Source organism: Isoptericola sp. NPDC019571, from assembly GCF_044389385.1.
GTDB lineage: Bacteria > Actinomycetota > Actinomycetes > Actinomycetales > Cellulomonadaceae > Isoptericola > Isoptericola nanjingensis.
Genome location: NZ_JBIRXZ010000008.1, coordinates 81619 through 104115, shown reverse-complemented (window position 1 = coordinate 104115; position 22497 = coordinate 81619). Strand labels below are relative to the sequence as shown.

Genomic DNA, 22497 nt, shown 5'->3' with positions numbered 1-22497 from the left:
TGCCCCCCTTATACCGCCGGCCCCCCCCCCCCCGGGCCCGGGCCCCCCCCGCCCCCCCCCCCCCCCCCCCCCCTCTCTATCTCGGCGAGGAGCCTTCTCTATCTCGGCAGGGTTCAGAGGGCGAGGTCGAGGCGGCCGTCGGGGGAGGAGCTGGCCAGCGCGCCCTCGCGGCGCGGGATGCGGCCGGCCCCGGCGGCGAGGCGGCCGGACTCGACGGCGAGGCGCATGGCGTGCGCCATGCGGACCGGGTCGGCGGCGCGCGTGACGGCGGTCGCGAGCAGCACGCCGTCGCAGCCGAGCTCCATCGCGAGGGCGGCGTCGGACGCCGTGCCCACCCCGGCGTCGAGGACGACGGGCACGCGTGCGGCACTCGCGATCGCCTCGATGTTGCGCGGGTTGAGCACGCCCAGCCCGGTGCCGATGGGGGCGCCGAGCGGCATGACGGCGGCGCACCCGACGTCCTCCAGCCGGCGCGCGAGGATCGGGTCGTCGTTCGTGTACGGCAGGACGACGAACCCGTCGCGCACGAGCCGGTCGGCCGCCTCGACGAGGCCGATCGGGTCGGGCAGCAGGGTGACGTCGTCGGCGACGACCTCGAGCTTGACCCAGTCGGTGCCGCACGCCTCGCGCGCGAGCTGGGCGGTGAGCACGGCCTCGGTGACCGAGAAGCAGCCCGCCGTGTTGGGCAGGGCGCGGATGCCGAGCCGCTCCAGCAGCCCCCAGATGCCGCCGTCCTCGGCGCCCGCGCCGCCCGGGCGCACCGCGACGCGGCGCATCGCCACCGTGGTGAGCCCGGTGCCCGACGCGACCAGCGCGTCCTCGAGCGTCATGAGGTTCGACGCGCCGCCCGTGCCCATGACGAGGCGCGAGCCGATCTCCGTGCCGGCGACCACCAGGGGGTCGACGAGCGGGTGCGCGAGCGGGCGGGACGTGGCCGCGGCGTGCGTGCTGGTCATGCTTCCTCCGTGCTTCGTGGTCAGGCTTCGTGGTCAGCCGCCCTGGACGGCGGTGACGATCTCGACCCGGTCGCCGGGAGCGATCCGGGTGCCGGCCCACAGGCCGCGGGGGACGACGGCGTCGTTCACGGCGACGGCGATGCCCTGCACGGAGCCGTCGGCGACGAACGCGGGCACGAGGGCCGCGACGACGGCCTCGACGCCGTCGCCGTGCGGCCCGTCGAGCGGGTAGGCCTCGCCGTTCACGACGGCGGTGCGGGTGGCGGGGGCGGCGGTCATCGGGCGGCTCCTTCGGGGAGACGGGCGGCGGGCGCGAAGCGGCGCGGGTCGGCGGCGGACAGCGCCGGGTCGGGGGGAGGCGCTCCGGTCAGCACGGCCACGACCGCGTCGGCGGTGAGCGGGGCGAGCAGCACCCCGTTGCGCCCGTGCCCGACGGCGGCGAGCAGGCCGGGCACCGCGGTCGCGCCGACGAGCGGCAGGTTGTCGGGGGTGGCCGGGCGGGCGCGCGGCGTGACGTCGACCAGCGCGGCCTCGTCGATGCCGGGCACGAGCGCGCGGGCGTCACGCAGCAGCGCGAACACGCCGCCCGCCTCGGCGCGGCGGTCGTCGGGGCGCTCCTCGCTGGTGGCGCCGACGACGATCTCCCGGTGGCTCGGCCCGGTGCCGGGCCCCGCGCCGGTACCGGGACCCCGCGGCACGACGTACACCGGCCGCCCCTGCACGGTGCCCCGCACCACGTGCTCGAGCGCGAGGCCCGGGCCGGCGTCCAGGCGCAGCGTGGCGCCCTTCACCGGCCGCACCGGGACACGCACGTCGGGCACGCCGTCGAGCAGCGACGCCGTCGCGACCGCGCCGGTCGCGACGACGACCGCGCCCGCGGCGTGGCGCGCGCCCGCGTCGTCGTGCACCGCGACGACGCGGCCCGCGCCGTCGCGCTCGAGCCGCGCCGCCGCGCGGCGCACGAGGGCGCCGCCGAGAGCCTGGACGAGCGCCGCGTGCGCCCCTCGCGGGTCCACGGCGAGGTCGCCCTCGACGACGGCCGCCCCGGCGAGCCGCGGCCCGAGGTACGGCTCGCGCCGCCGCGCGTCGGCCACGGAGACCTCGGCGGAGGCGAGGCCCCACTCCCGGTGCAGCGCCAGGACCCGGCGCAGCAGGGCGAGGTCGTCGGCGTCGTACGCGACGGCGAGCGACCCGGCGCGCAGCAGGGGGACGTCGCGCCCGGTCGCCGCGGCCAGGCGGACGGCGAAGTCGGGCCAGAGCGCGGCCGAGGCGACGTTGAGGCGGGCGAGCTCCCGCTCGCCGAAGTCGGACTCGCTGACAGCCGCGAGCATCCCCGCCGCGGCGCGGGTGGCGCCCTCGCCGGGCGACGGGTCGAGCACGGTGACGAACAGACCGCTCGCTGCGGCGCGCCAGGCCACGGAGAGGCCGACGATCCCGCCGCCCACGACGACCATGTCGGACAGGGTGTCGGACAGGGTGCCGGACAGGGTGCCGGACAGGGCGTCGGACGGACTGCTGGGCGTGGGCATGTGCGCTCCCTTCGCTGGCATGACCCAGATCAGGTTCGACGGTCGGCTCCTACGCCCTCTCAGCCCCGAGCGGGGCTCCCGTGCGCGGCCACTGTAACCCGGGCCGTGGTTACCCTGACCGGCGTGACCACGACCGCGCCCGACCACGGTGCCGCCCCGGAGACCGCTCCCGACGCGCCCCGCGCCCGCCTCGCCGACGCCCGCCTGTACCTGTGCACCGACGCCCGCGAGGAGCGCGGCGACCTGGAGGACTTCCTCCACGCAGCGCTCGCGGGCGGCGTCGACGTCGTGCAGCTGCGGGACAAGACGCTCGACGTCGCGCGCGAGCTCGAGCTGCAGGAGGTGGTCGCCCGCGTCGCCGCGGAGCACGGCGCGCTCTGGGCGGTGAACGACCGGGCCGACGTCGCGCAGCTCACCGGGACGCCCGTGGTGCACATGGGGCAGCGCGACCTGCCGGTGCCCGCCGTGCGGTCGCTGCTGGGGCCGGCGCCGGTGCTCGGCCGGTCCACGCACTCCGCGGACCAGGCCGCCGCGGCGGAGGCCGACCCGGACGTCGACTACTTCTGCGTCGGCCCGCTGTGGGCCACGCCCACCAAGCCCGGCCGCGCGGCCGTCGGGCTCGACCTGCTGCGCGAGGTGGCGGCGACCCGCCCGACGACGCCGTGGTTCGCCATCGGCGGCGTCGACGGCGAGCGCCTGGACGCCGTGCTCGACACCGGAGCGTCGCGCGTCGTCGTCGTGCGGGCGATCACGCAGGCGCCCGACCCCGAGCGCGCCGCCCGCGAGCTGCGCGAGCGGCTGGGCTGACCCGCCGGCCCATCCGGGCACGCCCCGGGATGGGGAGTGCTCCCCCTCGCGGGTGATACCCGGCGGGGGTGGCGTGTGCCACAGTGAGCTCGCCCCGCCTCGCGCCGGGGCGAGTCGCGCCCCCCGAGCCCTGGAGAAGTCGATGTCCCCTCGTGCCCGCACGTCCGCCCTGCTGCTCGCCGGCGCCCTGCTCGTCCTGTCCGGGTGCACCGGCGGGGGCGCCGAGGAGGAGGGCGGGACGTCTGGAACGGCCGCATCGGCCACCCCGGAGGCCGAGGCGGCCGCGGATCCTGGCACGGCGTCCGTCGCCGACCAGGTGATGGCGGAGCAGAAGATCGCGACGCCGCACGGCTCGGACGCGGCCCTCGGCGGCGAGGTGACCGTGTCGCTGCGGGCGGTCGAGGTGGCCGGCGGCACGACGACGGTGCGCTGGGCGCTGCGCTGGGACGACGACGCGTCGCCCGCCGACGCGGGGGCGAGCTGGTACGACATGAGCGTGGAACCCAGCACGACCATGACGGACCGGGCGGGTCTCAAGGCGTACCGGCCGTTCTGCACCGAGGGTGCCTGGCAGGAGGACACCGACGACTCGACGAAGGCGGCGGTCGCGCAGATCAAGTGCCGTGAGTCCATGCTCGTGTCCCCTCTCGAGAAGCACGCCTTCAAGTTCCCCAACCACGGCACCATCGAGGTGTCCGCCGTGCTGCCCGCGCCGGAGGGGGAGCCCGCGACGGTGGACGTCCTGCCCGCCGAGGGGCTGCCGCTGTTCACGGACGTGACGGTCACCTACGTCGACGGCGCCGCGAAGTGACGGCTCGACGGCAGCGGGGGACGGTGGTCGCGGCGCTCGCCGCGCTGCTCGCCGCGCTGCTCGCCGCGCTGCTCGCCGCGCTGCTCGCCCCGGGTGCTGCCGGCCCGGCCGTGGCGGGGACCGAGCCGAGCGCGTCGCCGAGCCCGTCGTCGGGCGCCGCTCCGACGGCCGACCCGGAGCTGATGCAGGAGGCGCGGGCAGCGCTCGCGGAGCAGGACGCGACCGTCGAGGCCGCGGAGACCACCGACGCGATGCGCACGGACGCCACGGTCGACCTGCGCGCGGGCGACTCGACGTTCGCCTTGGACGCCGCGGACTCCACCATCACTCTGGAGCAGAGGCAGGAGAAGAAGGACGACACGGTCGTCACGCTCACGTCCGACCTGCTGTTCGACTTCGGCAGGGCGACGCTGACGCCGGAGGCGGCGAAGGCGGTCGCGAGGCTGGCGGCGGACATCCCGCAGGACGCGACGGTGCGCGTGGACGGGTACACCGACTCGATCGGCACGGACGCGAAGAACCTCACGCTCTCCCGGCAGCGCGCGAACGCGGTCGCCGACGTGCTCGCGGCGGAGCGGCCGGACCTCACGCTGAAGGTGGAGGGCCACGGCGAGGCGGACCCGGTCGCGGACAACGAGGTGGACGGCCAGGACAACCCCGCGGGGCGGGCGCTCAACCGCCGCGTCGAGGTGACCTACCCCACCGCGTGACCCGTGGGACGGGCCCGGGAGCGGTACCGTCCGGCGGCTACGATGGCTCGGTGACGTCTCCCGCCACCGACACCCCCACCACCGCCGACCTGGCGCCCACGCCGCGACCGGTCCTCGTCGTCGACTTCGGCGCCCAGTACGCGCAGCTCATCGCGCGCCGGGTGCGCGAGGCCCGCGTCTACTCCGAGATCGTGCCGCACACGTTCACCACCGAGCAGATGCTCGCCAAGAACCCGGCGGCCATCATCCTGTCGGGCGGCCCGTCGTCGGTGTACGCCACCGGCGCGCCGTTCGTGGACCCGGCGCTGTTCGAGGCCGGCGTGCCGGTGCTCGGCATCTGCTACGGCTTCCAGGCGATGGCGCAGGCGCTGGGCGGCACCGTCGCGCAGACGGGGCAGCGGGAGTACGGCGGCACCGAGGTCGAGGTGTGCGAGGCCGGCGTGCTGCTGGCGGGCACCCCCGACCACCAGACCACCTGGATGAGCCACGGCGACTCCGTGCACGCGGCGCCCGAGGGCTTCACGGTGCTCGCGACGTCGTCAGGCTCGCCCGTCGCGGCGATCGAGGACACCGGCCGCCGCCTGTACGGCGTGCAGTGGCACCCCGAGGTCAAGCACTCCGCGCACGGTCAGGCCGTGCTGGAGAAGTTCCTCTACGAGGGCGCGGGGCTCGCGCCCGACTGGACGGCCGGCAACGTCATCGCCGACCAGGTCGCCGCGATCCGCGCGCAGGTCGGCGACGCGCGCGTCATCTGCGCCCTGTCCGGCGGCGTGGACTCCGCCGTCGCCGCCGCGCTGGTGCAGCGCGCCGTCGGCGACCAGCTCACCTGCGTGCACGTGGACCACGGCCTGCTGCGCGAGGGCGAGGTCGAGCAGATCGAGCGCGACTTCGTCGCGTCCACGGGCGTGAAGCTGATCATCCGCGACGAGAAGGAGCGGTTCCTCACCGCCCTCGCGGGCGTGAGCGACCCCGAGACGAAGCGCAAGATCATCGGCCGCGAGTTCATCCGCGTCTTCGAGGACGCCCAGCGCGACATCGTCGCCGAGGCGGGCGCCCACGGCGAGGAGGTCAAGTTCCTCGTGCAGGGCACGCTCTACCCGGACGTCGTCGAGTCCGGTGGGGGCGAGGGCGCGGCCAACATCAAGAGCCACCACAACGTGGGCGGCCTGCCCGACGACCTGCAGTTCGAGCTGGTCGAGCCGCTGCGCACCCTGTTCAAGGACGAGGTCCGCGCGGTCGGCCGCGAGCTCGGGGTGCCGGAGGAGATCGTCTCCCGCCAGCCCTTCCCGGGTCCGGGCCTCGGCATCCGCATCGTCGGCGAGGTGACGGCGGAGCGCCTCGAGACGCTGCGCCAGGCGGACGCCATCGCGCGCGCCGAGCTCACCAAGGCCGGCCTGGACGACGAGATCTGGCAGTGCCCCGTCGTGCTGCTGGCCGACGTCCGCTCCGTCGGCGTGCAGGGCGACGGCCGCACCTACGGCCACCCGATCGTGCTGCGCCCCGTGTCCTCCGAGGACGCCATGACGGCCGACTGGACGCGCCTGCCCTACGACGTGCTGTCCGTCATCTCCACCCGCATCACCAACGAGGTGAGCGAGGTCAACCGCGTGGTGCTCGACGTGACGAGCAAGCCGCCGGGCACGATCGAGTGGGAGTGAGTGTGGTCGAGCGTCGGCGGGGGCGGGACGTCGTGTCGTTCGAATGATTCGCTCGTTCCTCGCTCGGCTCTCACGACACGACGTCCCGCCCCCACCGACACGGGTGGGCGGCGGCGGAAGTGCCCGCCGCCGTTCCCGTTGGTGGATGTGTCAGGAGATGCGGAACGAGTTCGCCCGGTCGTTGAAGCTGCCGAGGTAGCTGTCCTTGTCGATGAACCCGGTGTACGCCCCCGTCTTGTTGTTGCCGTTGTAGAGGCGCACGTCGCAGCCGTTGTAGGTCTTGACGGAGCTGATCCGGTTGGACAGCGCGGTGCCGAGGTTGGCGCCGCCCTCGTTGTCCCCGGTGCCCGACGTGCAGCCGACCTTGTACTTCGGGTTGAACACGACGACCTGGAAGCCGCCGTAGTCCTTGTTCTGGTACAACCGTGCGACGACCAGCCCGGTCCCCGGCTTCGCGTTCTTGCAGCCGAAGGTCCCGTCGAGGACGGCGCAGTAGTAGGTGGTGCTGGCAGCCGTGGCCGAGATCTTCAGGTCCTCGACCATGACCGGTGCGTCGCTGTCCACGCGCTGCACCTGGACCGGCGCCAGGTCGTCCGCGGGCGCGGCCGTCGCGGTCGGACCCGCGACCCCCAGCGCGGTGATCGCGGCGAGCCCGCCGACGACGGCGGCGAGCCGGGCGCGGACGTTGCGTCGTTGCGTCGTGATGGTCATCTTCGCTCCTCACGTCTGCCGGCGATCCCCTCGTCGCCGGTCACGGTGTGGGGGGAGCGCGGAGCGGGCGATCTTGATACGCCCGAGCAACGACGTGCCCGTGACCTGCGGTGACGCCGCCTCGGTCAGCGGACGAGCGATGCGGCGCGCTCGTACGCGCGGTCGACGTCGGCGAGCACGCGCGGCCACGACGTCGCGAGCTCGGCGGAGCGGTTGTGGGCGATGATCGCGTCGAGCAGGGCGGGGTCGTCGGCGAGGCGGACGAGGGCGCCGGCCATCGCCGCGTCGTCGTCCACGAGGAGGGCGTCGCGCCCGTCGACCAGGCGCTCCGCGACCCCCGACTGCGACCGGCTGACGACGGCGAGTCCGGCGGCCTGGGCCTCGAGCGCCGCGATGCCGAACGCGTCCTGCACCGCGGGGGCGACGAAGACGTCGGCGCGCACGTAGAGGCGCTTGAGCTCGGTCGGGGTGAGGCGGCCGACGAGCCGCACCGTGTCGGCCAGCCCGTGCTCGCGCACCCAGCGGCGGGCGTCGGCGAGCTGCGGGCCGTCGCCGCCGATGGTCGCGACCAGGCGCCCGGGGGCCTTCTCCATCGCGGCGGCGATCGCCTCCAGCATCGGCAGCACCCGCTTGCGCGGCGCGAACCGGGTGGCGGACACGACGTGCACCTCGCGCCCTTCCGCCCGCTCGCCCCGCTCGACGCGCGGCAGCCGCCAGGCGTCGACGTCGATGCCGTTGCCCAGCACCGACACGCGACCCGCCGCCGCGTCGGGCGCGAGTCGTCGCCCGACGACACGGCGCAGGGGAGCGGCGGTCAGCTCGCTCACCGCGGACCACTGGACCGGCCACGACGACCACCGGGTCACGCGGTCGAGCGCGCCGAACGCGCGATCCCAGCCGCCCCACACGCTGTGCACGGTGAGCAGCGCCGGCAGCCCGAGCCGGGTCACCGGGCGGAGCGCCAGCTCGACCGTCGGGGCGAGCACGCCCATGTGCAGGTGCACGGCGTCCGGGCGCCGCCCGTCCCCCTCGAGCTCGCGCAGCCGCGCCAGCACGTGCGCCGTCGAGCGCGGGTGGACGGGGAAGCCCCCCGGCACGCGGGCGGCGACGCGGTGCACGACGACGCCGTCGCCGTCGGTCGACGTCGTCAGGCCGTGGTCGCCGGGGGCGGCCGGCGTCGTGGTGATGACCTCGACGTCGTGCCCGGCCTCCGCCTGCCGGCGCGCGAGCCGGGCCACCTGGGTCTCGATGCCGCCGAGCAGCGGCAGGTAGGAGTCGGAGACGTGGACGATGCGCACCGGCTCATCCTGCCATCGGCAGCGGCGCGGCCACCTGCGGCTTCGCCGAGCCGAGGGCGTGCGTTGGCGCTACCGTGCGAGGAGCGGGACCTCTGGCGCACGCGCCACGGCACACACCTGAGGAGAGGTGCGACATGTCGAGCACTGTCACCGTTCATCCGACCAAGGGCGTCCGCGGGATCGGGATGATCACCGTCATCGCGGGCATCGTCATGATCGTGCTCGGCGTGGGCGTCTGGGTGGTCGTCTCCCAGACCCTCTCCGCCGAGGAGATCACCGTCTCCGAGGACGCCAACATGTTCGCGGGCCAGCACGTCGCCGGACCGTTCACCGCGTACGCGCAGGCGGAGGTGATCGACAAGCACGCCACCGAGATGGCCGACGGGAAGACCTATGCCCAGCTCGACCAGGACGACCCCGTCCGCGACAGCGTGATGGACGCGTCGTTCCTGCGCGCGTCGCTGTTCACGTCGGTGGTGGCGTTCGGCGTCTGCGCCCTCGTCATCGGCCTGGGCATCGTGTTCATCCTGCTCGGGAGCGCGCTACGCAAGCTCGCCGGCGGGCCGCAGGTGGTGATCGACTCGCCCTCGCTCACGTCCGAGGGCGGGCTGTCGCACGCCGCGCACCGCGCCGACCCGGTCGAGCCCGACCGGCCGTCGGCCCCGACGACGCCCGCCGCGCCGCCCGAGCGGCCGAGCACGCGCACGGCTCCCGAGGCGCCCTCCGCCGGGACGTCGACGCCTCCCTCGACGCCGCCGTCTGCGTCCCCCTCGACGCCGCCGGAGAACCCTCCGGCCGCGCCGCCGGCGGGGGGCAGCGGCTCGCCGTCGGCCTGAGGCCCGACCCGCACGACGACGCGGCGGTGACCCGATGGTCACCGCCGCGTCGTCGTGCGCGTCAGCGGGCGGTCGTCGCGCGGCGTCGGCGGCGCACCGCGCTCACCACGGAGCCGATCACCAGCAGGGCGCCCGCCGCGGCGAGCAGCACGATCGCGGCCAGCTCGACGTCGATGTGCGCGCCCGCGGCGTTGGCCACCAGGCCCACGCCGAAGGCGACGACGAGGAAGCCCCACACGATCGTGCTCGCCCGCGGGCCGGTGCTGGCCGGCGGCTCGTCCACGGGGACGGGCGCCACCGGGGGCGCGGGCGCCGCCTCCGCCGGCTCGGACGAGGCCCACCCCGACGAGGCCGGCTCGAGCGTCGGCTCGGGCGCGGCGGCGCCGTAGCCGGGGGCGGGCGTCTCCGGCGCGGTCGCCGCCGGCTGGGTGGGCCCGTGCTCGGTGACGGCGGGTTCCGCGGGCCGCTCCGGCTGGTCGAAGATCGACAGCGGGTCGTCCGGCCCCGCCACCGGGAACGCGCGGGTGTCGCCCGAGGCGGGGTAGGCCTGGGTCTCGTCGGCCGCGCGCAGCGCCCGGGTGTCGTCGGCCGCAGGCAGGGCCTGCGTCTCGTCCGCGGCCGGCAGGGCCTGGGTCTCGTCCGGCTCGGGGCCGGGCGTGGTGGACTTGTCGTCGCTCATCAGGACTCCTCGATGGTCAGGTTGCCGGCGCGCACGCCGACGTCGAGCAGCAGGCGGGCGCCATCGGCCTGGCGAGCCTCCTCGTTGGTGAACCGCACGGGACCGTTGGTGTAGGTGTTGACGGAGCGGTCCTGGCCGTCCACGAACCACTCGGCGTTGCCCGCGATGACCTCGACGTCGGCCTCCACGGCTGTGCCGTCGGGAATCAGGACGGTCGCGTTGCCGGCGGAGATCGTGACGGGGACGACGACGGGGTCGTCCAGCGGGACGTCGGACAGGTCGAGGTCGGTGAGGTCGACCGTGGCGTCGCCGAAGCGCACGTGCACGCCCTCCTCGGCCTCGGCGGTCGTCGTCGGGTGCAGGGTGCCGTCGCTGACGACCGCGGCCGCGCCGGACTGCTGCGGCGCGGCGTCCCAGAACTCCCAGGAGCTGCGGTCCCCGGCGAAGGGCCAGGTGAGGACGCCGGCGATCAGCGCGAGGATCGCGAGGAACGTCAGGCCGCCGCCACGCCGGCCGCGCAGGCCGGTCACGACGAGCCCGAGCCCGAGGACCACGATCGACGCGCCCAGCCAGGTGGGCCCGAGGGGCAGGTCGAGGTTCCCGGTGCGGTCCGCGACGAGGAGCAGCGCGCCACCGAGCAGCACGAGCCCGAGGACGATGCCGACCGCGGCGGCGCCGGGACCGCGCCGCACGGGACGCGGGGGCCGCGGCGGGCGCGGTGCGACGACCGGGGCCGCCGGGGGAGCGGCGGGCGCGGAGGCCCAGGCGCCGGCCGGCGCGGCGGGCGCCGCGGCCCAGGAGCCGGAGGGGCTGGAGGGCTCGGTCGGCGGCTGCGGCGCCGGCGGCGTCGTCAGGTAGGGCGCCGGCGGCGCCGGGGTGAAGGAGCCCGTGGACGACGGCCCGCCCGTGGTGGGGTCGTCGGTCGTGCCCGGCGCGGGCGCGGCCGGGTACGGGGGAGCCGCGGGGTACGGCGGCGCGGGCGGGGCGCCGGGGCCGCCGTTCCGCGGGCGGCGGTCGCGGATCAGCTTGACGACCAGCCAGACGATCCCGACCCAGACGGCCACCCACAGGAGGGCGCCGATCCACTCGATCCCGAAGCCCCACCAGCTCAGGCCGTCGCCCCAGGCGAAGCCGACGATCAGGGCGACGACCGCCCCGAGGAGCGCGACGTCGAAGTCCCCGCGGAACGCCTGCTGCAGGTGGATGCGGCCGTCCCGCTCCGGGAGCAGCGCCCACGCGATCGCGTAGATGACGATGCCCGCGCCGGTGAGGAAGAAGCTGAGGATCAGCAGGCCGCGCACCAGCAGCGGGTCCAGGCCGAAGCGCTCGGCCACGCCGCCGGCGACGCCGCCGACCCACCGGTTGTCGGACCGGGTGACGCCCATGCGGCGGATGGAGTCGAAGAAGCCGTCGCCGGAGCGGCGCGGAGGGGTGCCGCCCGCGGCGGGGGCGCCGCCGGGTCCGGGCTGCGGCCCGGGCGGCTGGGGGAGGTCGTCGGTACTCATGGCTCCATCCTGGCGATCGGGGAGCCCGCGCGGCATCGGGTGCTGCCCTGACGCGACCCTGATTCGACGGGTCGAGCCACCCTGAAACCTCGGGATCCCGCGCCCCGGGGCGCCCCTGACGTGCCAGGATCGGGAGCATGACCACCGAGCGACCCCCGCGCCTCCCGCTGCGCCGGCCCCCTCAGGGGCGGGTGCTCGCCGGCGTCGCCGCGGGCCTCGCCGCGCACCTGGGCCTCCCGGTCCTCGTGGTGCGCCTCGCTCTCCTCCTGCTCACGCTGGTGGCGGGCGCGGGCGCGGTGGCGTACGTGTTCTGGTGGGTGACCGTGCCGTCGGGCGACCCGCGGCAGGCCGCCGACACCAGGCCCACGTCCATGCAACGGCTCGCGCCGCGGCTGCGCCTGCGGGGGCCGGTCGCGGCCCTGCCCGTGCGGGACGTCCTCATCGGGGCGGCGCTCATCGCGGGCGCCTTCATCCTGGTCGCGATCCGCGCGGGGTGGGACGTCGGGGCGTCGTGGGTGCTGCCGGCGCTCGTCGCCGTGGGCGGCCTGGCCCTGGCGTGGAGCCAGCTCGACGCCGCCCAGCGCGGCCGCGCCGGGGACGCAGGCTCGGGTACCCGCCGCTCGACGCTCGTGCTGCGGCTCGTGGGTGGCGTCGTCCTCGTCATGGTGGGGGTGCTGCTGCTCATCGGCCAGGACGCCCCCGTGCCCGTGCTGCTGCAGGCGGCCGTGGCGTCGCTCGCCGTCCTCGCGGGCGCGGCGCTCATGCTGGCGCCCTGGTGGCTGCGGCTGGTGCGCGAGCTGGGCGACGAGCGCGCCGCCCGTGCGCGCGAGGCGGAGCGCGCCGACATCGCCGCCCACCTGCACGACTCCGTCCTGCAGACCCTCGCCCTCATCCGCTCGCGTGCCGACGACCCGGAGGCGGTGGCCCGTATGGCCCGCGCCCAGGAGCGGGAGCTGCGCGAGTGGCTGTACACCGACCGCACCGCACCGGGCACGTCGCTCGCTGCGGAGCTGCGCGCCCTCGTCGCGGAGGTCGAGGACGGCCGCGCCGTCGAGGTCGAGTCGGTGATGGTGGGCGACTGCGTCCCCACGGAGGAGACCTCGGCCCTGCTGCAGGCGTCGCGCGAGGCGCTCGTGAACGCCGTCGTGCACGGCCGCCCGCCGGTGACGGTCTACCTCGAGGTGACCGACGCCGCCGTGGAGGTGTTCGTCCGCGACCGCGGCGACGGGTTCGAGATGGACGACATCGCGCCGGACCGGTTCGGGGTGCGGGAGTCCATCCTCGGGCGCGTGCACCGGCGCGGCGGCACCGCCGACGTCACCAGCCGGCCCGGCTGGGGCACCGAGGTGCGGCTGCGCATGCCGCGCGACGGGTCGGCCGCGCCGGCGGCGGAGCCTGCCGCCGGCCCCACCGCCGCCGGCCCCACCGCCGCCGGGCCCACCGACGAGAACGACCCGAGCACTGCCGACGAAGGAGCACGCACGTGACCACTCCCACCGACGCGACGCCGCAGCCGACGGGGCCGGTCCCCGTCGTGCTCGTCGACGACCACCACATGTTCCGCACCGGCGTGCGCGCCAGCCTGGACGGCCGGGTGCAGGTGGTGGGCGAGGCGGCGGACGTCGACCAGGCCGTGGCCGTGGTGCACGAGCACCGCCCGCCCGTCGTGCTGCTCGACGTGCACCTGCCGGGAGGCAACGGCGGCGGCGGGGCGGAGGTGGTACGGCGCTGCGCGGACCTGCTCGGCGAGACGAAGTTCCTCGCGCTGTCCGTCTCCGACGCCGCGGAGGACGTCGTGGCCGTCATCCGCGCCGGGGCGCGCGGCTACGTCACCAAGAACATCTCGGCGTCCGACCTCTCGGGCGCCGTGGTCCGCGTGGCCGGCGGGGACGCCGTCTTCTCGCCGCGGCTCGCGGGCTTCGTCCTCGACGCGTTCGGCACCTCCGCGGGCGACGTCGCCGTCGCGGACGACGAGCTGGACCGGCTGTCCAAGCGGGAGCAGGAGGTCATGCGGCTCATCGCGCGCGGCTACTCCTACCGCGAGGTGGCGAGCGAGCTGTTCATCTCCATCAAGACGGTCGAGACCCACGTGTCCGCCGTGCTGCGCAAGCTGCAGCTCTCCAGCCGCTACGAGCTCACGCGGTGGGCCGCGGCGCGCCGGCTGCTGTGAGCGGGTCGGCGCGACCAGCGGCGCGGTAGCGCTCGACGACGACGTCCACGAGTTCGGCGGGCGCGTCCTCGTGGGCGACCAGGAGCGGTGCGGTCGTGACGTCCCCGCCCGCCCGCGCGGCGAGGTCGGCGAAGAACCCCGGCGCGAGCAGGTAGGACGCGACGACGACGCGACGGCCCGGGTGCTGGGCCCGGGCGGCGTCGACCACCTCGTGCACGCGCGGGGTGGCGTTCGCGATGTACCCGACGGCGACCGGGCGGCCCAGGCGCCCGGCCAGGCGGGCGGCCGTGGTCTCGCAGTCGGCGACGGCGCGCGCGTCGCTCGACCCGGCGGCGGCCAGGACCACGGTGTCGTCGTCGCGCAGGCCCGCCTCGGCGAGGCGCTGCTCGAGCACGTCGACCAGGCGGTCGTCGGGCCCGAGCGCCCCGCCGAGCGTGACGTCGTCGCCGCCCGCGACGGCGGCGTCGACGTCGTCGCGCAGGTCGACGTGCACGTGGTACCCCGCCGACAGCAGCAGCGGCACCACGACGCTCGGCGCCCGGAGGCCACGCAGCCCGGTCAGGCAGGTCGGGACGTCGGGCTGCTGCACGTCGACGAAGCCCGCGTGCACGGGGACGCCGGGCAGGCGGGCGGCCACGGCCTCGACGAGGGTCGCGACGGCGCCCGCGCCGGTGGCGGACGCCGTCCCGTGCGAGACGGCGAGGAGCGCGGGGACGGTCATGCCGCGACCCTAGGGCGGGCGGCGTCCTGCGACGTTGCGCCCGCGTGAACGGTCGTCACGACGACCTCACGGCCGGCGCTGCGACGGTGTGAGCGGAGCCGTGGGAGGACGCCGGCCCGGTCCACGCCGGGCTGCGTCGCACGACGTCGCCCACGACGGTCACGGCCGGCGCCTGCACGCCCACGGCGCGGGCCCGGTCGGCGATGTCGGCGAGGGTGCCGACGGTGGTGCGCTGGCGGGCGCCGAACCCGTCCTCCACGACGGCGACCGGCGTGTCCGCCGGGCGACCCGCCGCGACGAGGGCGCGGGCGGTGTCCGCGAGCCGGGTGACGCCCATGAGCAGCACGAGCGTGTGGTCGGTACCGCCCGGGACCTGGCCGACGTCGTCGTGCCCGGTGAGCACGCTGAACCCGCGGGCGAGACTCCGGTGCGTGACCGGGATGCCGGCCGCCGCCGGTACGGAGACGGCCGACGTCACGCCGGGCACGACCTCCACCTCGATCCCGGCGGCGCGGCAGGCGTCCAGCTCCTCGCCCCCGCGGCCGAAGACGTACGGGTCGCCGCCCTTGAGGCGCACCACGTCGCGCCCGGCGAGCGCGTGCCGCACCAGCAGCGCGGTGATCTCGTCCTGCGGCACGGGGTGGTGCCCGGACGTCTTGCCGACGTCCACCACCTCGACGCCGTCGCCCAGCCCGGCCAGCAGGGAGCGCGGTGCCAGGCGGTCGACGACGACGACGTGCGCCGCGGCGAGCAGCCGCCGCCCGCGCACGGTGATGAGGCCCGCGTCCCCGGGGCCGCCGCCCACGAGCGCGACGCGGCCCGGGCGCGTCGCGCGTCCGTCGTCGTCGCCCGCGGGGCGCACGGCACGCAACGGCAGGCTGCCGTCGTCGAGCCCGGCCACGACGGCGTCGCGCACCCGCACGGCGCGGCGCGGGTCGCGCCCGGCGGTGACGGCCACGGCGAGGTCGCCCGCGGGCCGGCCGGCGGCGTCCGTCACGGGGGTGCGCGCCACGGCGGGCACCCACGCGGAGCCGAGCTCGGCGTCGCCCGCGGTGACGCAGAAGGTCCGCAGCAGCTCGGCGTCGCCGGCCACGCGGGCGTCCACGTCGGGGTCGCCGGTGGCGGTGTGCACCAGCCACGCGCCGTCGAGGTCGCCGTCGCAGTACCCGCGGGTGATCCGTTCGATCGAGCCCGCGGAGACGAGCGAGGCGAGCTCGGGCACGACGTCGGGCGCGATCACGCGCACGCGGGCCCCCGCGGCGAGCAGTCCGCGCACGCGGCGCAGCGCCACGGGGCCGCCGCCCACGACGATGACGAGGCGGCCACCGACCCGCAGGCCCAGCGGGTACGTGTCGTGCGGCGGGGCGGGGCGGGCGGAGCGCGACCCGTTCGAGGACGTCCTGCGGCGGCTCATACGTGCAGCCCGCACTCGTCCTTGTCCCGGCCGGCCCAGCGACCGGCGCGGGCGTCCTGCCCGGCCTCGACCCGTTGGGTGCAGGGCTCGCAGCCCACGGACGGGTACCCGTCGCTGAGCAGCGGGTTCACCACCACGCCGTGCGTCCGGGCGTACTCCTGGACCTCCTCGTCGGTCCAGGCCGCGAGGGGGTTGATCTTCACGACGCCGTTGCGCTCGTCGAACGAGACCAGGGGCGCGTTCGCGCGGGCCGCGGTCTCGCCGCGGCGGACGCCGGTCGCCCAGGCCTCGTAGCCCTGCAGGGCCTGCCGCATGGGAGCCACCTTACGCATGGCGCAGCAGGCCTCGGGGTCCCGGTCGTGCAGGCGGGGGCCGTGCTGCGCGTCCTGCTCGGCGACGGTGAGCGCGGGGCGGACGTCGACCACGTCCACGTCCATCTCGATCTCGACGGCGCCGCGCGTGCCGAGCGTCTCCGCGAAGTGGTAGCCGGTGTCGCCGAACAGCACGTCGACGAACGGGAGCTGCCGGGAGACCAGGTGGGCGAGCACGAGGTCCTGCATCGACGACGCGACCGCGAGGTACGGGCCGAACTCGCGCACCGCCCAGGCGACGACCTCCACGGCCGTGGCCTCGGGGCGGTCGCCGTCGGCGTGCAGCTGCGCCTGACCGCGCTCGACGACGTGGCGCAGCTCCTCGACCGAGCGCCGGTGCCGGGACGCACGCGCGCGCTGCCTGGCCTGGCGCGACTCCTCGCGCGCCGCCGCCCGGGCCCGCACCTCGGCGAGCCGGCCGCCGCCGGCCGGGGACGCGAGCAGCGTCACCGGGGAGGAGATCTCGACGGCGGTCACCGCAAGGCCTCCTCGTCGGCCCGGTGCGCCCACTGGGCGAACGTCTCGCCGCCGTCGTGCTCGGCGTCGTACCGCCGTACGACGCGCTCCACGTAGTCGCCGACCTCCGACGCCGGCACCTTGAGGCCGCGCACCGTGCGGCCCAGCCCGCCGGCGTCGCGCCCCTCGCCGACCAGGCCGCCGCCCAGGTGCACCTGGAAGCCGGGCATCTGCTCGCCGTCGACCGTGATGATCTGGCCCTTCAGCCCGATGTCGGCGGTCTGGATGCGGGCGCAGGAGTTGGGGCAGCCGTTGACGTTGAGCTCGATGGGCCGGTCGAGACGCCCGGTGACGTCGCCCAGCCGGTCCTCGAGCTCGCCGATCACGCGCGCCGCCGTGTCCTTGGTGTCGACGATGGCGAGCTTGCAGAACTCGATGCCGGTGCAGGCGATCGTCGAGCGGCGGAACAGGCTCGGTCGGGCGGTGAGGCCCAGCGGCTCCAGCCCGTCCAGCAGCTCGTCGACGCGGTCGGCGGGCACGCCCAGGATCACGACCTTCTGGTGCGCGGTGAGCCGGGCGGAGTCCGCGCCGACCCGCTCGATGAGGTCGGCCAGCCCGGTGAGGGTGTTGCCGCCGACCCGCCCGACGACGGGGGCCGCGCCCACGTAGAACCGGCCGTCCTTCTGCTCGTGCACGCCGACGTGGTCGCCGGGCCGGGTGGCCGGCGCGGGGGCCGGGCCGTCGGGCAGCGCGTACCCGAGGTACTCGCTCTCCAGCACCTCGCGGAACTTCTCCGTGCCCCAGTCGGCGAGGAGGAACTTCAGGCGGGCCTTGTTGCGCAGCCGCCGGTAGCCGTAGTCGCGGAAGATGCGGATGACGCCGTGCCAGACGTCGGGCGCCTGCTCCTCGGTGACGAAGACGCCGAGACGCTCGCCGAGCCGCGGCGTGGTGGACAGCGCGCCGCCCACCCACAGGTCGTAGCCGGGGCCGAGCTCGGGGTGCACGACGCCGACCAGCGAGATGTCGTTGATCTCGTGCACCACGTCGAGGCTCGGGTGGCCGGTGATCGCCGTCTTGAACTTGCGGGGCAGGTTGGCCAGCTCCGGGTCGCCGATGTAGCGGCGCTTGATCTCGAGGATCACGGGGGTGGGGTCGATGATCTCGTCGGCCGCGATGCCCGCCACCGGGCTGCCGAGGAAGCCGCGGGGGGAGTCGCCGCAGGCCGTGGTGGTCTCCAGGCCCACGGTGTCGAGGCGGCGCCAGATCTCCGGCATGCTCTCGATCTCGATCCAGTGGTACTGGATGTTCTGCCGGTCGGTGATGTCGGCAGAGCCGCGCCCGAAGTCGGCCGAGATGCCGCCGAGCACCCGCAGGGCGGCGGGCGACAGGGGCTGGCCGTCCGAGCGGACGCGGAGCATGAAGAACCGGTCCTCGAGCTCGTGCGGCTCGAGCGTCGCGGTGCGGCCGCCGTCGATCCCGGGCTTGCGCTGCGTGTACAGGCCCCACCAGCGGAAGCGGCCGTGCAGGTCGTCGTCGGTGATCGAGTCGAAGCCCTCGCGCGCATAGGTCGACTCGATGCGCTCGCGGACGCCGAGCGGTGCCGCCTCCTGCTTGAAGACCTCGTTGTGGTTGAGGGGATCGGTGCCGTCGACCTTCCACTGCCCGTTCGGCCGCGTCGCGCGCGGGGGGCGGACGCGGGCGGGGGCGTCGTCGCTGGTCGGGGCGGGTGCGGTGGTCTGCGTCGTCATCTGGGGGAGTTCCTCGGGTCCTCGGGGGCGGGACGCGCGACGACGAGCGACTCAGCGGGGGTGGGCCGAGGACCGACGGCGCGCGCCGGTGCTCAGGAGCCGCGGGTCCGCGGCGGGGCTGAGGTAGGGCGCGATCAGCGACAGCAGCACAGACAGCTGCGCATGCTGCGACGCACGCACGCCGGCATCTCGTGACGAGTCGTCACGAGGAGGCGGTGCGCGGCCGTGGTCATGGGGATGACCGTAACCGCTCCGGGCGCCGGCGCGCGAGACGACGTCCACATGGTGGGACCACATGGTGGGACGATGCGGGGCCGGCTTGCGGAGGTCTGTCCGGGTGTGATGTGTGACCGGTTGCGGACACCGGTGTCAGATCCCGCTCCGCGCGCGGCTAGGCTGCCCGCATGGAGTTCCTCTACCACGTCTTCGTCGCGCTCCACTTCGTGGGCTGGGCGATCGTCCTCGGTGGCTACATCGCGTCGATCAAGAGCCCCGGCCTCTACCGCGGGGTCTTCCACGGCGCCGCGACCGCCCTCGTCGCCGGCATCCTCATGGTCGGCATCGCCGAGATGGGCGACCTGTGGGCCGACGGAGGCCCCAGCATGGCCAAGATCGGCGTCAAGCTCGTGATCGCGCTGATCATCGCCGTGCTCGCGTTCGTCGCCAAGCGGCAGGGCTCGAAGGGCGACAACGGCACGGGTGCCGTGGCCCCCGGCCTCAAGCACTCGATCGGCGCCCTGACGCTGGTCAACATCCTGGTCGCCGTCTTCTGGTGACCGTCCACGTGGCCCCGGGTCGGTCGCGATGAGCGTCCTGGGGGAGGTGCTGGTCGGGCTGGCGATCGCCGTCGGCCTGGTCGGCATCGTCGTCCAGGTGCTCCCCGGCAACGTGCTCGTGCTGGGGAGCATCCTCGTGTGGGCGTGGGTCACCGGCGGCACGACGGCGTGGGTGTGCTTCGCCGTCGCCGCCCTGGCGGTCGTGGCCGCCGAGACCGGTCAGTGGCTGCTCGCGGGGCGTCACATGCGCCGGGCCGACGTGCCCTGGGGCACGCTCGCGCTGGCGGGCGTCGCGGGGGTGGTCGGGTTCTTCGTGGTGCCCGTGGTCGGGCTCTTCCTCTTCTTCGCCGGGGCCGTCTTCCTCGTGGAGCTGGCCCGACGGCGCGACGCGGCCGTCGCCTGGACCGCCACGCGCGCGGCGCTCAAGGCCACGCTCATCACGATCGGCGTGCAGCTCGCGGGCGGCGTCGTGGCCACTCTCGCGTGGGTGGTCGGGCTCGTCCTCACCTGAGCCGGCGCGCGACCCCCGTGCCGCGACCCGGCGTGGCGGCTCACGCGACGCCGTGACGTGGGGCGTACATGATCACCGCGACGCCGGCGAGGCAGAGCAGCGCACCGGTGACGTCCCAGCGGTCGGGCCGGAACCCGTCGACGACCATGCCCCAGACGAGCGACCCGGCCACGAAGACCCCGCCGTACGCGGCGAGGATGCGGCCGAAGCTCGCGTCCGGCTGCAGGCTCGCGAAGAAGCCGTACGCGCCGAGGGCGACGACGCCCGCGCCGATCCAGATCCAGCCGCGGTGCTCGCGCACCCCCTGCCACACGAGCCAGGCGCCCCCGATCTCGAAGACGGCGGCGGCGAGGAAGAGCAGGATCGAGCGCAGCACGGTCATGCGCAGGAGTCTCGCGCGCCGACGGGCCCCGCCGCGAGCCCGCGCCCGTCAGGCTGCCGAGCTCTCGGTGACGTACAGCGTGTTGCCGTCCGGGTCCCGGAACTCGAACATCGGCGGCGCCTGCTCCCACAGCAGGAGGTCCCCGACGTCGGCCCCCGCGTCGGTCAGGGCCTCGTGGGCGGCCCGGGCGTCCGGCGTGACGAGGCGGATCCCGGTGTCGACGCCGGCGGGCAGCGCGTCGCCCGCCCGCACCAGCGCGAGCGACGTCGCGGCGCCCGGCGCGGCGACGTCGACCCACCGGAAGCCGGGCTGCAGCTCGGCGTCGAAGCGGACCTCGAACCCCAGCGGCCCGGTGTAGAAGGCGAGCGCGGCGTCCTGGTCGCGGACGGGGACCGCGACGGTGTGGACCCCGGTGAATCGTGCTGCGGCCACGGTGGTTCCTCCTCGGGCGACGACCCGGCGCCGGTCGCGCCCGGGTGCGGTACGGGTGGGACGGCCGCCGGGGGCGGATCTCATCGGCGCGCGGCTTAGGGTGTCGGGCGGCAGGCACGGCAGCTCGGAGGAACCATGACCCAGCAGGACGCCCGGCAGCGGCACGACGACCGGTGGACGGTGCGCGTCGCGACGCTCGACGAGCTGGACGCGCGGACCGCGTACGCGGCGTGGCGGCTGCGGCAGGACGTGTTCGTCGTCGAGCAGGAGTGCGCGTACCCCGACCTGGACGGCCGGGACGCCGAGCCCACGGCGCGGCACGTCGTCCTGCTCGACGGCGACCGGGGCGGCCGCGTCGTCGCGACGGCGCGGGTGCTCGACGACGGCGACGTGCAGCGCATCGGCCGCGTCGTGTGCCACCCGGACGTGCGCGGCTCGGGGGCGTCGGGCGTGCTCATGCGCGCCGCGGTGGAGGTCGCCACCGCCGCCGCACCGGAGGCCGACGTCGTCCTCGGCGCGCAGTCGCCGCTGACCGGCTTCTACGGGCGGTTCGGTTTCGCCCCCGACGGGCCCGAGTACCTGGAGGACGACATCCCGCACACGCCGATGCGGCTGCGTCGGTAGGGCCGCCCGCACCAGGCGGACAGCGCCTCGGCGAGCCCGTCCGTCGCGCCCTCGCCGACCCAGGCGACATGGCCGTCCGGGCGCACCCGGACGCCGCTCGGCGCGGGCACCTCGCCGAGCACCGGCAGCACCCACGGGCCGGTGGTCGTGGCCCGGACGTGCCGGACCCGGTCGGCCCACGCGCCGACGTCGAGCGGCGGGCCGCCGAGCTCCAGGAGCACGGGCCGGGCCGGGTGCAGCAGCTCGAACACCCGGGCTGCCGGAGCGATCCCCGCCAGGTCCAGGTCCGGCACCCGCCGCCCCAGCAGCGGGTGTCCCTCGCCGAGGTCGTAGGCCGCGGGTCGGCGCGCTGGAACAGGGACTGCGCCATCGTGTAGCCGAGCGCGCGGGCGCCCGCGGGGTGCCGCTCCGCGTGATACGAGTCGAGGAGCGCGTCGTCCGACACCCCACGGACCACCTGGCCGAGCTTCCAGCCGAGGCTCACGGCGTCCTGGAGGCCGAGCCCGATACCCTGCCCGCCCGTCGGGGAGTGCACGTGTGCCGCGTCGCCCGCGAGCAGCACGCGGCCCGCGCGGTACGACGCGGCCTGGCGGGTGGCGTCGGTGAACCTCGACAGCCACGTGGGGTCGCGCACGCCGAAGTCCGTGCCGAACACCTCGACCAGGCCCCGCCGCAGGTCGTCGAGGGTGGGCTCGTCGGTCGACGGCGCCGCCTCGGTCAGCACCACGCGCACGGTGCCGTCGTCCGTCCGGTGGAGGCCGTGCGGGCCGCGCTCGTCGACGGTCCCGGTGCGCTGCAGGTCCCCGTCCACCTGGACGTCGGCGATGAGGGTGGTGCGGGTCGCGTCCGGACCGACGAGGTCGATGCCGGCGGCCCTCCGCACGACGCTGCGACCGCCGTCGGCGCCCACGACGTATCGCGCCCGCACCGGGTCGCCGGCACGGGGCAGCACGTCGACGCCGTCGTCGTCCTGCACCACGCCCTCGACCTCGACGCCGCGCCGGACCGGGACGCCCACCTCCTGGGCCCACGCGAGGAGCAGCCGCTCGATGCGGTTCTGGAACAGCGCCAGCGTGTACGGGTGGCGCGTGGGCAGGCCCGCCAGGGAGAGGCGCGTGCCGCCGAACGTCACCGCGGTGATCGTGGTCCCCTCGGCGAGGAACCGGTCGGCGATGCCGCGCTGGTCGAGCAGCTCGATCGTGCGGGCGTGGATCCCGCCGCCGCGCGAGCCGACGAGGTCCTGCGACTCGCGTCGCTCGAGGACGACGACGTCCGCCCCCGCGAGGCGCAGCTCGCCCGCCAGCATGAGCCCCGTCGGGCCGCCGCCGATCACCGCCACGTCGTGCATCGTGAACCCCCTGCGTCGCTCGCCTGACGGGTCAGTCTCGGGCG

At 75.9% G+C, this 22497-nt stretch carries 24 protein-coding genes, 1 pseudogene and 1 riboswitch; of the genes and pseudogenes, 10 read left to right on the top strand and 15 right to left on the bottom strand.

The features are described from left to right. Positions 1-113: 113 nt before the first annotated feature. The 3 genes from ACH443_RS14855 to thiO all read right to left on the bottom strand — a co-directional run bounded on the left by ACH443_RS14855 (position 114) and on the right by thiO (position 2485). Positions 114-956 (bottom strand): thiazole synthase, encoded by an 843-nt coding sequence (locus ACH443_RS14855; RefSeq protein ID WP_430590744.1) that lies wholly within the window; start codon positions 954-956, stop codon positions 114-116. A 33-nt stretch (positions 957-989) separates the two neighbouring features. Then, on the bottom strand, positions 990-1235 hold the full coding sequence (gene thiS, locus ACH443_RS14850; RefSeq protein WP_429766141.1) for a sulfur carrier protein ThiS: 246 nt from the start codon (positions 1233-1235) through the stop codon (positions 990-992). Beyond that, on the bottom strand, positions 1232-2485 hold the full coding sequence (gene thiO, locus ACH443_RS14845; protein ID WP_430590743.1) for a glycine oxidase ThiO: 1254 nt from the start codon (positions 2483-2485) through the stop codon (positions 1232-1234). The genes thiS and thiO overlap by 4 nt, the downstream gene beginning before the upstream one ends. Next, a riboswitch (TPP riboswitch) is annotated at positions 2475-2577 on the bottom strand. Its footprint overlaps the gene before it by 11 nt. A gap of 31 nt (positions 2578-2608) precedes the next feature. Here thiO and thiE point away from each other — a divergent pair. The 4 genes from thiE to guaA all read left to right on the top strand — a co-directional run bounded on the left by thiE (position 2609) and on the right by guaA (position 6471). Continuing rightward, complete coding sequence (gene thiE / locus ACH443_RS14840; protein WP_430590742.1) at positions 2609-3292, top strand: thiamine phosphate synthase; 684 nt, start codon at positions 2609-2611, stop codon at positions 3290-3292. Positions 3293-3434: 142 nt separating this feature from the next. Further along, entirely contained in the window at positions 3435-4103 is a 669-nt protein-coding gene (locus ACH443_RS14835; RefSeq protein ID WP_430590741.1) for a hypothetical protein, read from the top strand. Next, a complete protein-coding gene (locus ACH443_RS14830) occupies positions 4100-4813 on the top strand; it encodes an OmpA family protein (protein WP_430590740.1) in 714 nt (237 codons plus the stop codon). Before ACH443_RS14835 ends, ACH443_RS14830 begins: the two co-directional genes overlap by 4 nt. Positions 4814-4863: 50 nt before the next feature. Continuing rightward, positions 4864-6471, top strand: coding sequence for a glutamine-hydrolyzing GMP synthase (guaA, locus tag ACH443_RS14825; RefSeq protein WP_430557831.1), 1608 nt, complete (start codon positions 4864-4866; stop codon positions 6469-6471). A gap of 150 nt (positions 6472-6621) precedes the next feature. Here guaA and ACH443_RS14820 read toward each other — a convergent pair whose 3' ends face one another. Then, the gene (locus ACH443_RS14820) at positions 6622-7182 is read right to left on the bottom strand and encodes a hypothetical protein (protein ID WP_429766150.1); all 561 of its coding nucleotides are present in this window, start codon (positions 7180-7182) and stop codon (positions 6622-6624) included. Positions 7183-7307: 125 nt separating this feature from the next. Continuing rightward, the gene (locus ACH443_RS14815; protein ID WP_429766152.1) at positions 7308-8480 is read right to left on the bottom strand and encodes a glycosyltransferase family 4 protein; all 1173 of its coding nucleotides are present in this window, start codon (positions 8478-8480) and stop codon (positions 7308-7310) included. A gap of 134 nt (positions 8481-8614) precedes the next feature. Here ACH443_RS14815 and ACH443_RS14810 point away from each other — a divergent pair, with 134 nt between their 5' ends. Further along, positions 8615-9316, top strand: a complete 702-nt coding sequence (locus tag ACH443_RS14810; protein ID WP_430590739.1) for a hypothetical protein — start codon at positions 8615-8617, stop codon at positions 9314-9316. 61 nt (positions 9317-9377) lie between these two features. Here ACH443_RS14810 and ACH443_RS14805 read toward each other — a convergent pair whose 3' ends face one another. Both ACH443_RS14805 and ACH443_RS14800 read right to left on the bottom strand, forming a co-directional pair. After that, positions 9378-9995 (bottom strand): hypothetical protein, encoded by a 618-nt coding sequence (locus ACH443_RS14805; protein ID WP_430590738.1) that lies wholly within the window; start codon positions 9993-9995, stop codon positions 9378-9380. Next, positions 9995-11500, bottom strand: a complete 1506-nt coding sequence (locus ACH443_RS14800) for a PspC domain-containing protein (RefSeq protein ID WP_430590737.1) — start codon at positions 11498-11500, stop codon at positions 9995-9997. Before ACH443_RS14800 ends, ACH443_RS14805 begins: the two co-directional genes overlap by 1 nt. Before the next feature lie 137 nt (positions 11501-11637). On the opposite strand from ACH443_RS14800, the gene ACH443_RS14795 reads away from it, so the two are divergent. Continuing rightward, the gene (locus ACH443_RS14795) at positions 11638-12987 is read left to right on the top strand and encodes a sensor histidine kinase (RefSeq protein WP_430590736.1); all 1350 of its coding nucleotides are present in this window, start codon (positions 11638-11640) and stop codon (positions 12985-12987) included. A gap of 68 nt (positions 12988-13055) precedes the next feature. Then, on the top strand, positions 13056-13670 hold the full coding sequence (locus tag ACH443_RS14790) for a LuxR C-terminal-related transcriptional regulator (RefSeq protein WP_429766298.1): 615 nt from the start codon (positions 13056-13058) through the stop codon (positions 13668-13670). On the opposite strand, the gene ACH443_RS14785 is transcribed toward ACH443_RS14790, so the two are convergent. Genes ACH443_RS14785 through ACH443_RS14770 form a run of 4 tightly spaced genes read right to left on the bottom strand, consistent with a single transcriptional unit; the run spans position 13636 to position 18380 of the window. Continuing rightward, on the bottom strand, positions 13636-14391 hold the full coding sequence (locus ACH443_RS14785) for a sirohydrochlorin chelatase (protein ID WP_429766157.1): 756 nt from the start codon (positions 14389-14391) through the stop codon (positions 13636-13638). The genes ACH443_RS14790 and ACH443_RS14785 overlap by 35 nt on opposite strands. A gap of 55 nt (positions 14392-14446) precedes the next feature. Then, on the bottom strand, positions 14447-15805 hold the full coding sequence (cobA, locus tag ACH443_RS14780; RefSeq protein WP_430590735.1) for a uroporphyrinogen-III C-methyltransferase: 1359 nt from the start codon (positions 15803-15805) through the stop codon (positions 14447-14449). Further along, a complete protein-coding gene (locus ACH443_RS14775; RefSeq protein WP_430557840.1) occupies positions 15802-16653 on the bottom strand; it encodes a phosphoadenylyl-sulfate reductase in 852 nt (283 codons plus the stop codon). The genes cobA and ACH443_RS14775 overlap by 4 nt, the downstream gene beginning before the upstream one ends. After that, positions 16650-18380: a nitrite/sulfite reductase gene (locus ACH443_RS14770; RefSeq protein WP_430590734.1), complete on the bottom strand. Its 1731-nt coding sequence runs from the start codon at positions 18378-18380 to the stop codon at positions 16650-16652. The genes ACH443_RS14775 and ACH443_RS14770 overlap by 4 nt, the downstream gene beginning before the upstream one ends. Positions 18381-18784: 404 nt before the next feature. Between ACH443_RS14770 and ACH443_RS14765 the strand changes: the two genes are divergently transcribed. Continuing rightward, positions 18785-19156 (top strand): hypothetical protein, encoded by a 372-nt coding sequence (locus tag ACH443_RS14765; protein WP_429766163.1) that lies wholly within the window; start codon positions 18785-18787, stop codon positions 19154-19156. Positions 19157-19184: 28 nt separating this feature from the next. Further along, positions 19185-19667, top strand: a complete 483-nt coding sequence (locus ACH443_RS14760; RefSeq protein ID WP_429766164.1) for a DUF456 domain-containing protein — start codon at positions 19185-19187, stop codon at positions 19665-19667. Positions 19668-19707: 40 nt separating this feature from the next. On the opposite strand, the gene ACH443_RS14755 is transcribed toward ACH443_RS14760, so the two are convergent. Next, the gene (locus ACH443_RS14755; protein WP_429766165.1) at positions 19708-20049 is read right to left on the bottom strand and encodes a YnfA family protein; all 342 of its coding nucleotides are present in this window, start codon (positions 20047-20049) and stop codon (positions 19708-19710) included. A gap of 48 nt (positions 20050-20097) precedes the next feature. Continuing rightward, on the bottom strand, positions 20098-20481 hold the full coding sequence (locus ACH443_RS14750; protein ID WP_430557843.1) for a VOC family protein: 384 nt from the start codon (positions 20479-20481) through the stop codon (positions 20098-20100). A gap of 135 nt (positions 20482-20616) precedes the next feature. Here ACH443_RS14750 and ACH443_RS14745 point away from each other — a divergent pair, with 135 nt between their 5' ends. Then, on the top strand, positions 20617-21105 hold the full coding sequence (locus ACH443_RS14745) for a GNAT family N-acetyltransferase (RefSeq protein WP_430590733.1): 489 nt from the start codon (positions 20617-20619) through the stop codon (positions 21103-21105). Here ACH443_RS14745 and ACH443_RS14740 read toward each other — a convergent pair. Both ACH443_RS14740 and ACH443_RS14735 read right to left on the bottom strand, forming a co-directional pair. After that, positions 21021-21398: a hypothetical protein gene (locus ACH443_RS14740; protein ID WP_430590732.1), complete on the bottom strand. Its 378-nt coding sequence runs from the start codon at positions 21396-21398 to the stop codon at positions 21021-21023. The two genes, ACH443_RS14745 and ACH443_RS14740, sit on opposite strands and share 85 nt — an antisense overlap. 149 nt (positions 21399-21547) lie before the next feature. Then, positions 21548-22411 (bottom strand): annotated as a pseudogene (locus tag ACH443_RS14735) (FAD-dependent monooxygenase); the annotation flags it as partial. Between the last annotated feature and the right edge of the window lie 86 nt (positions 22412-22497).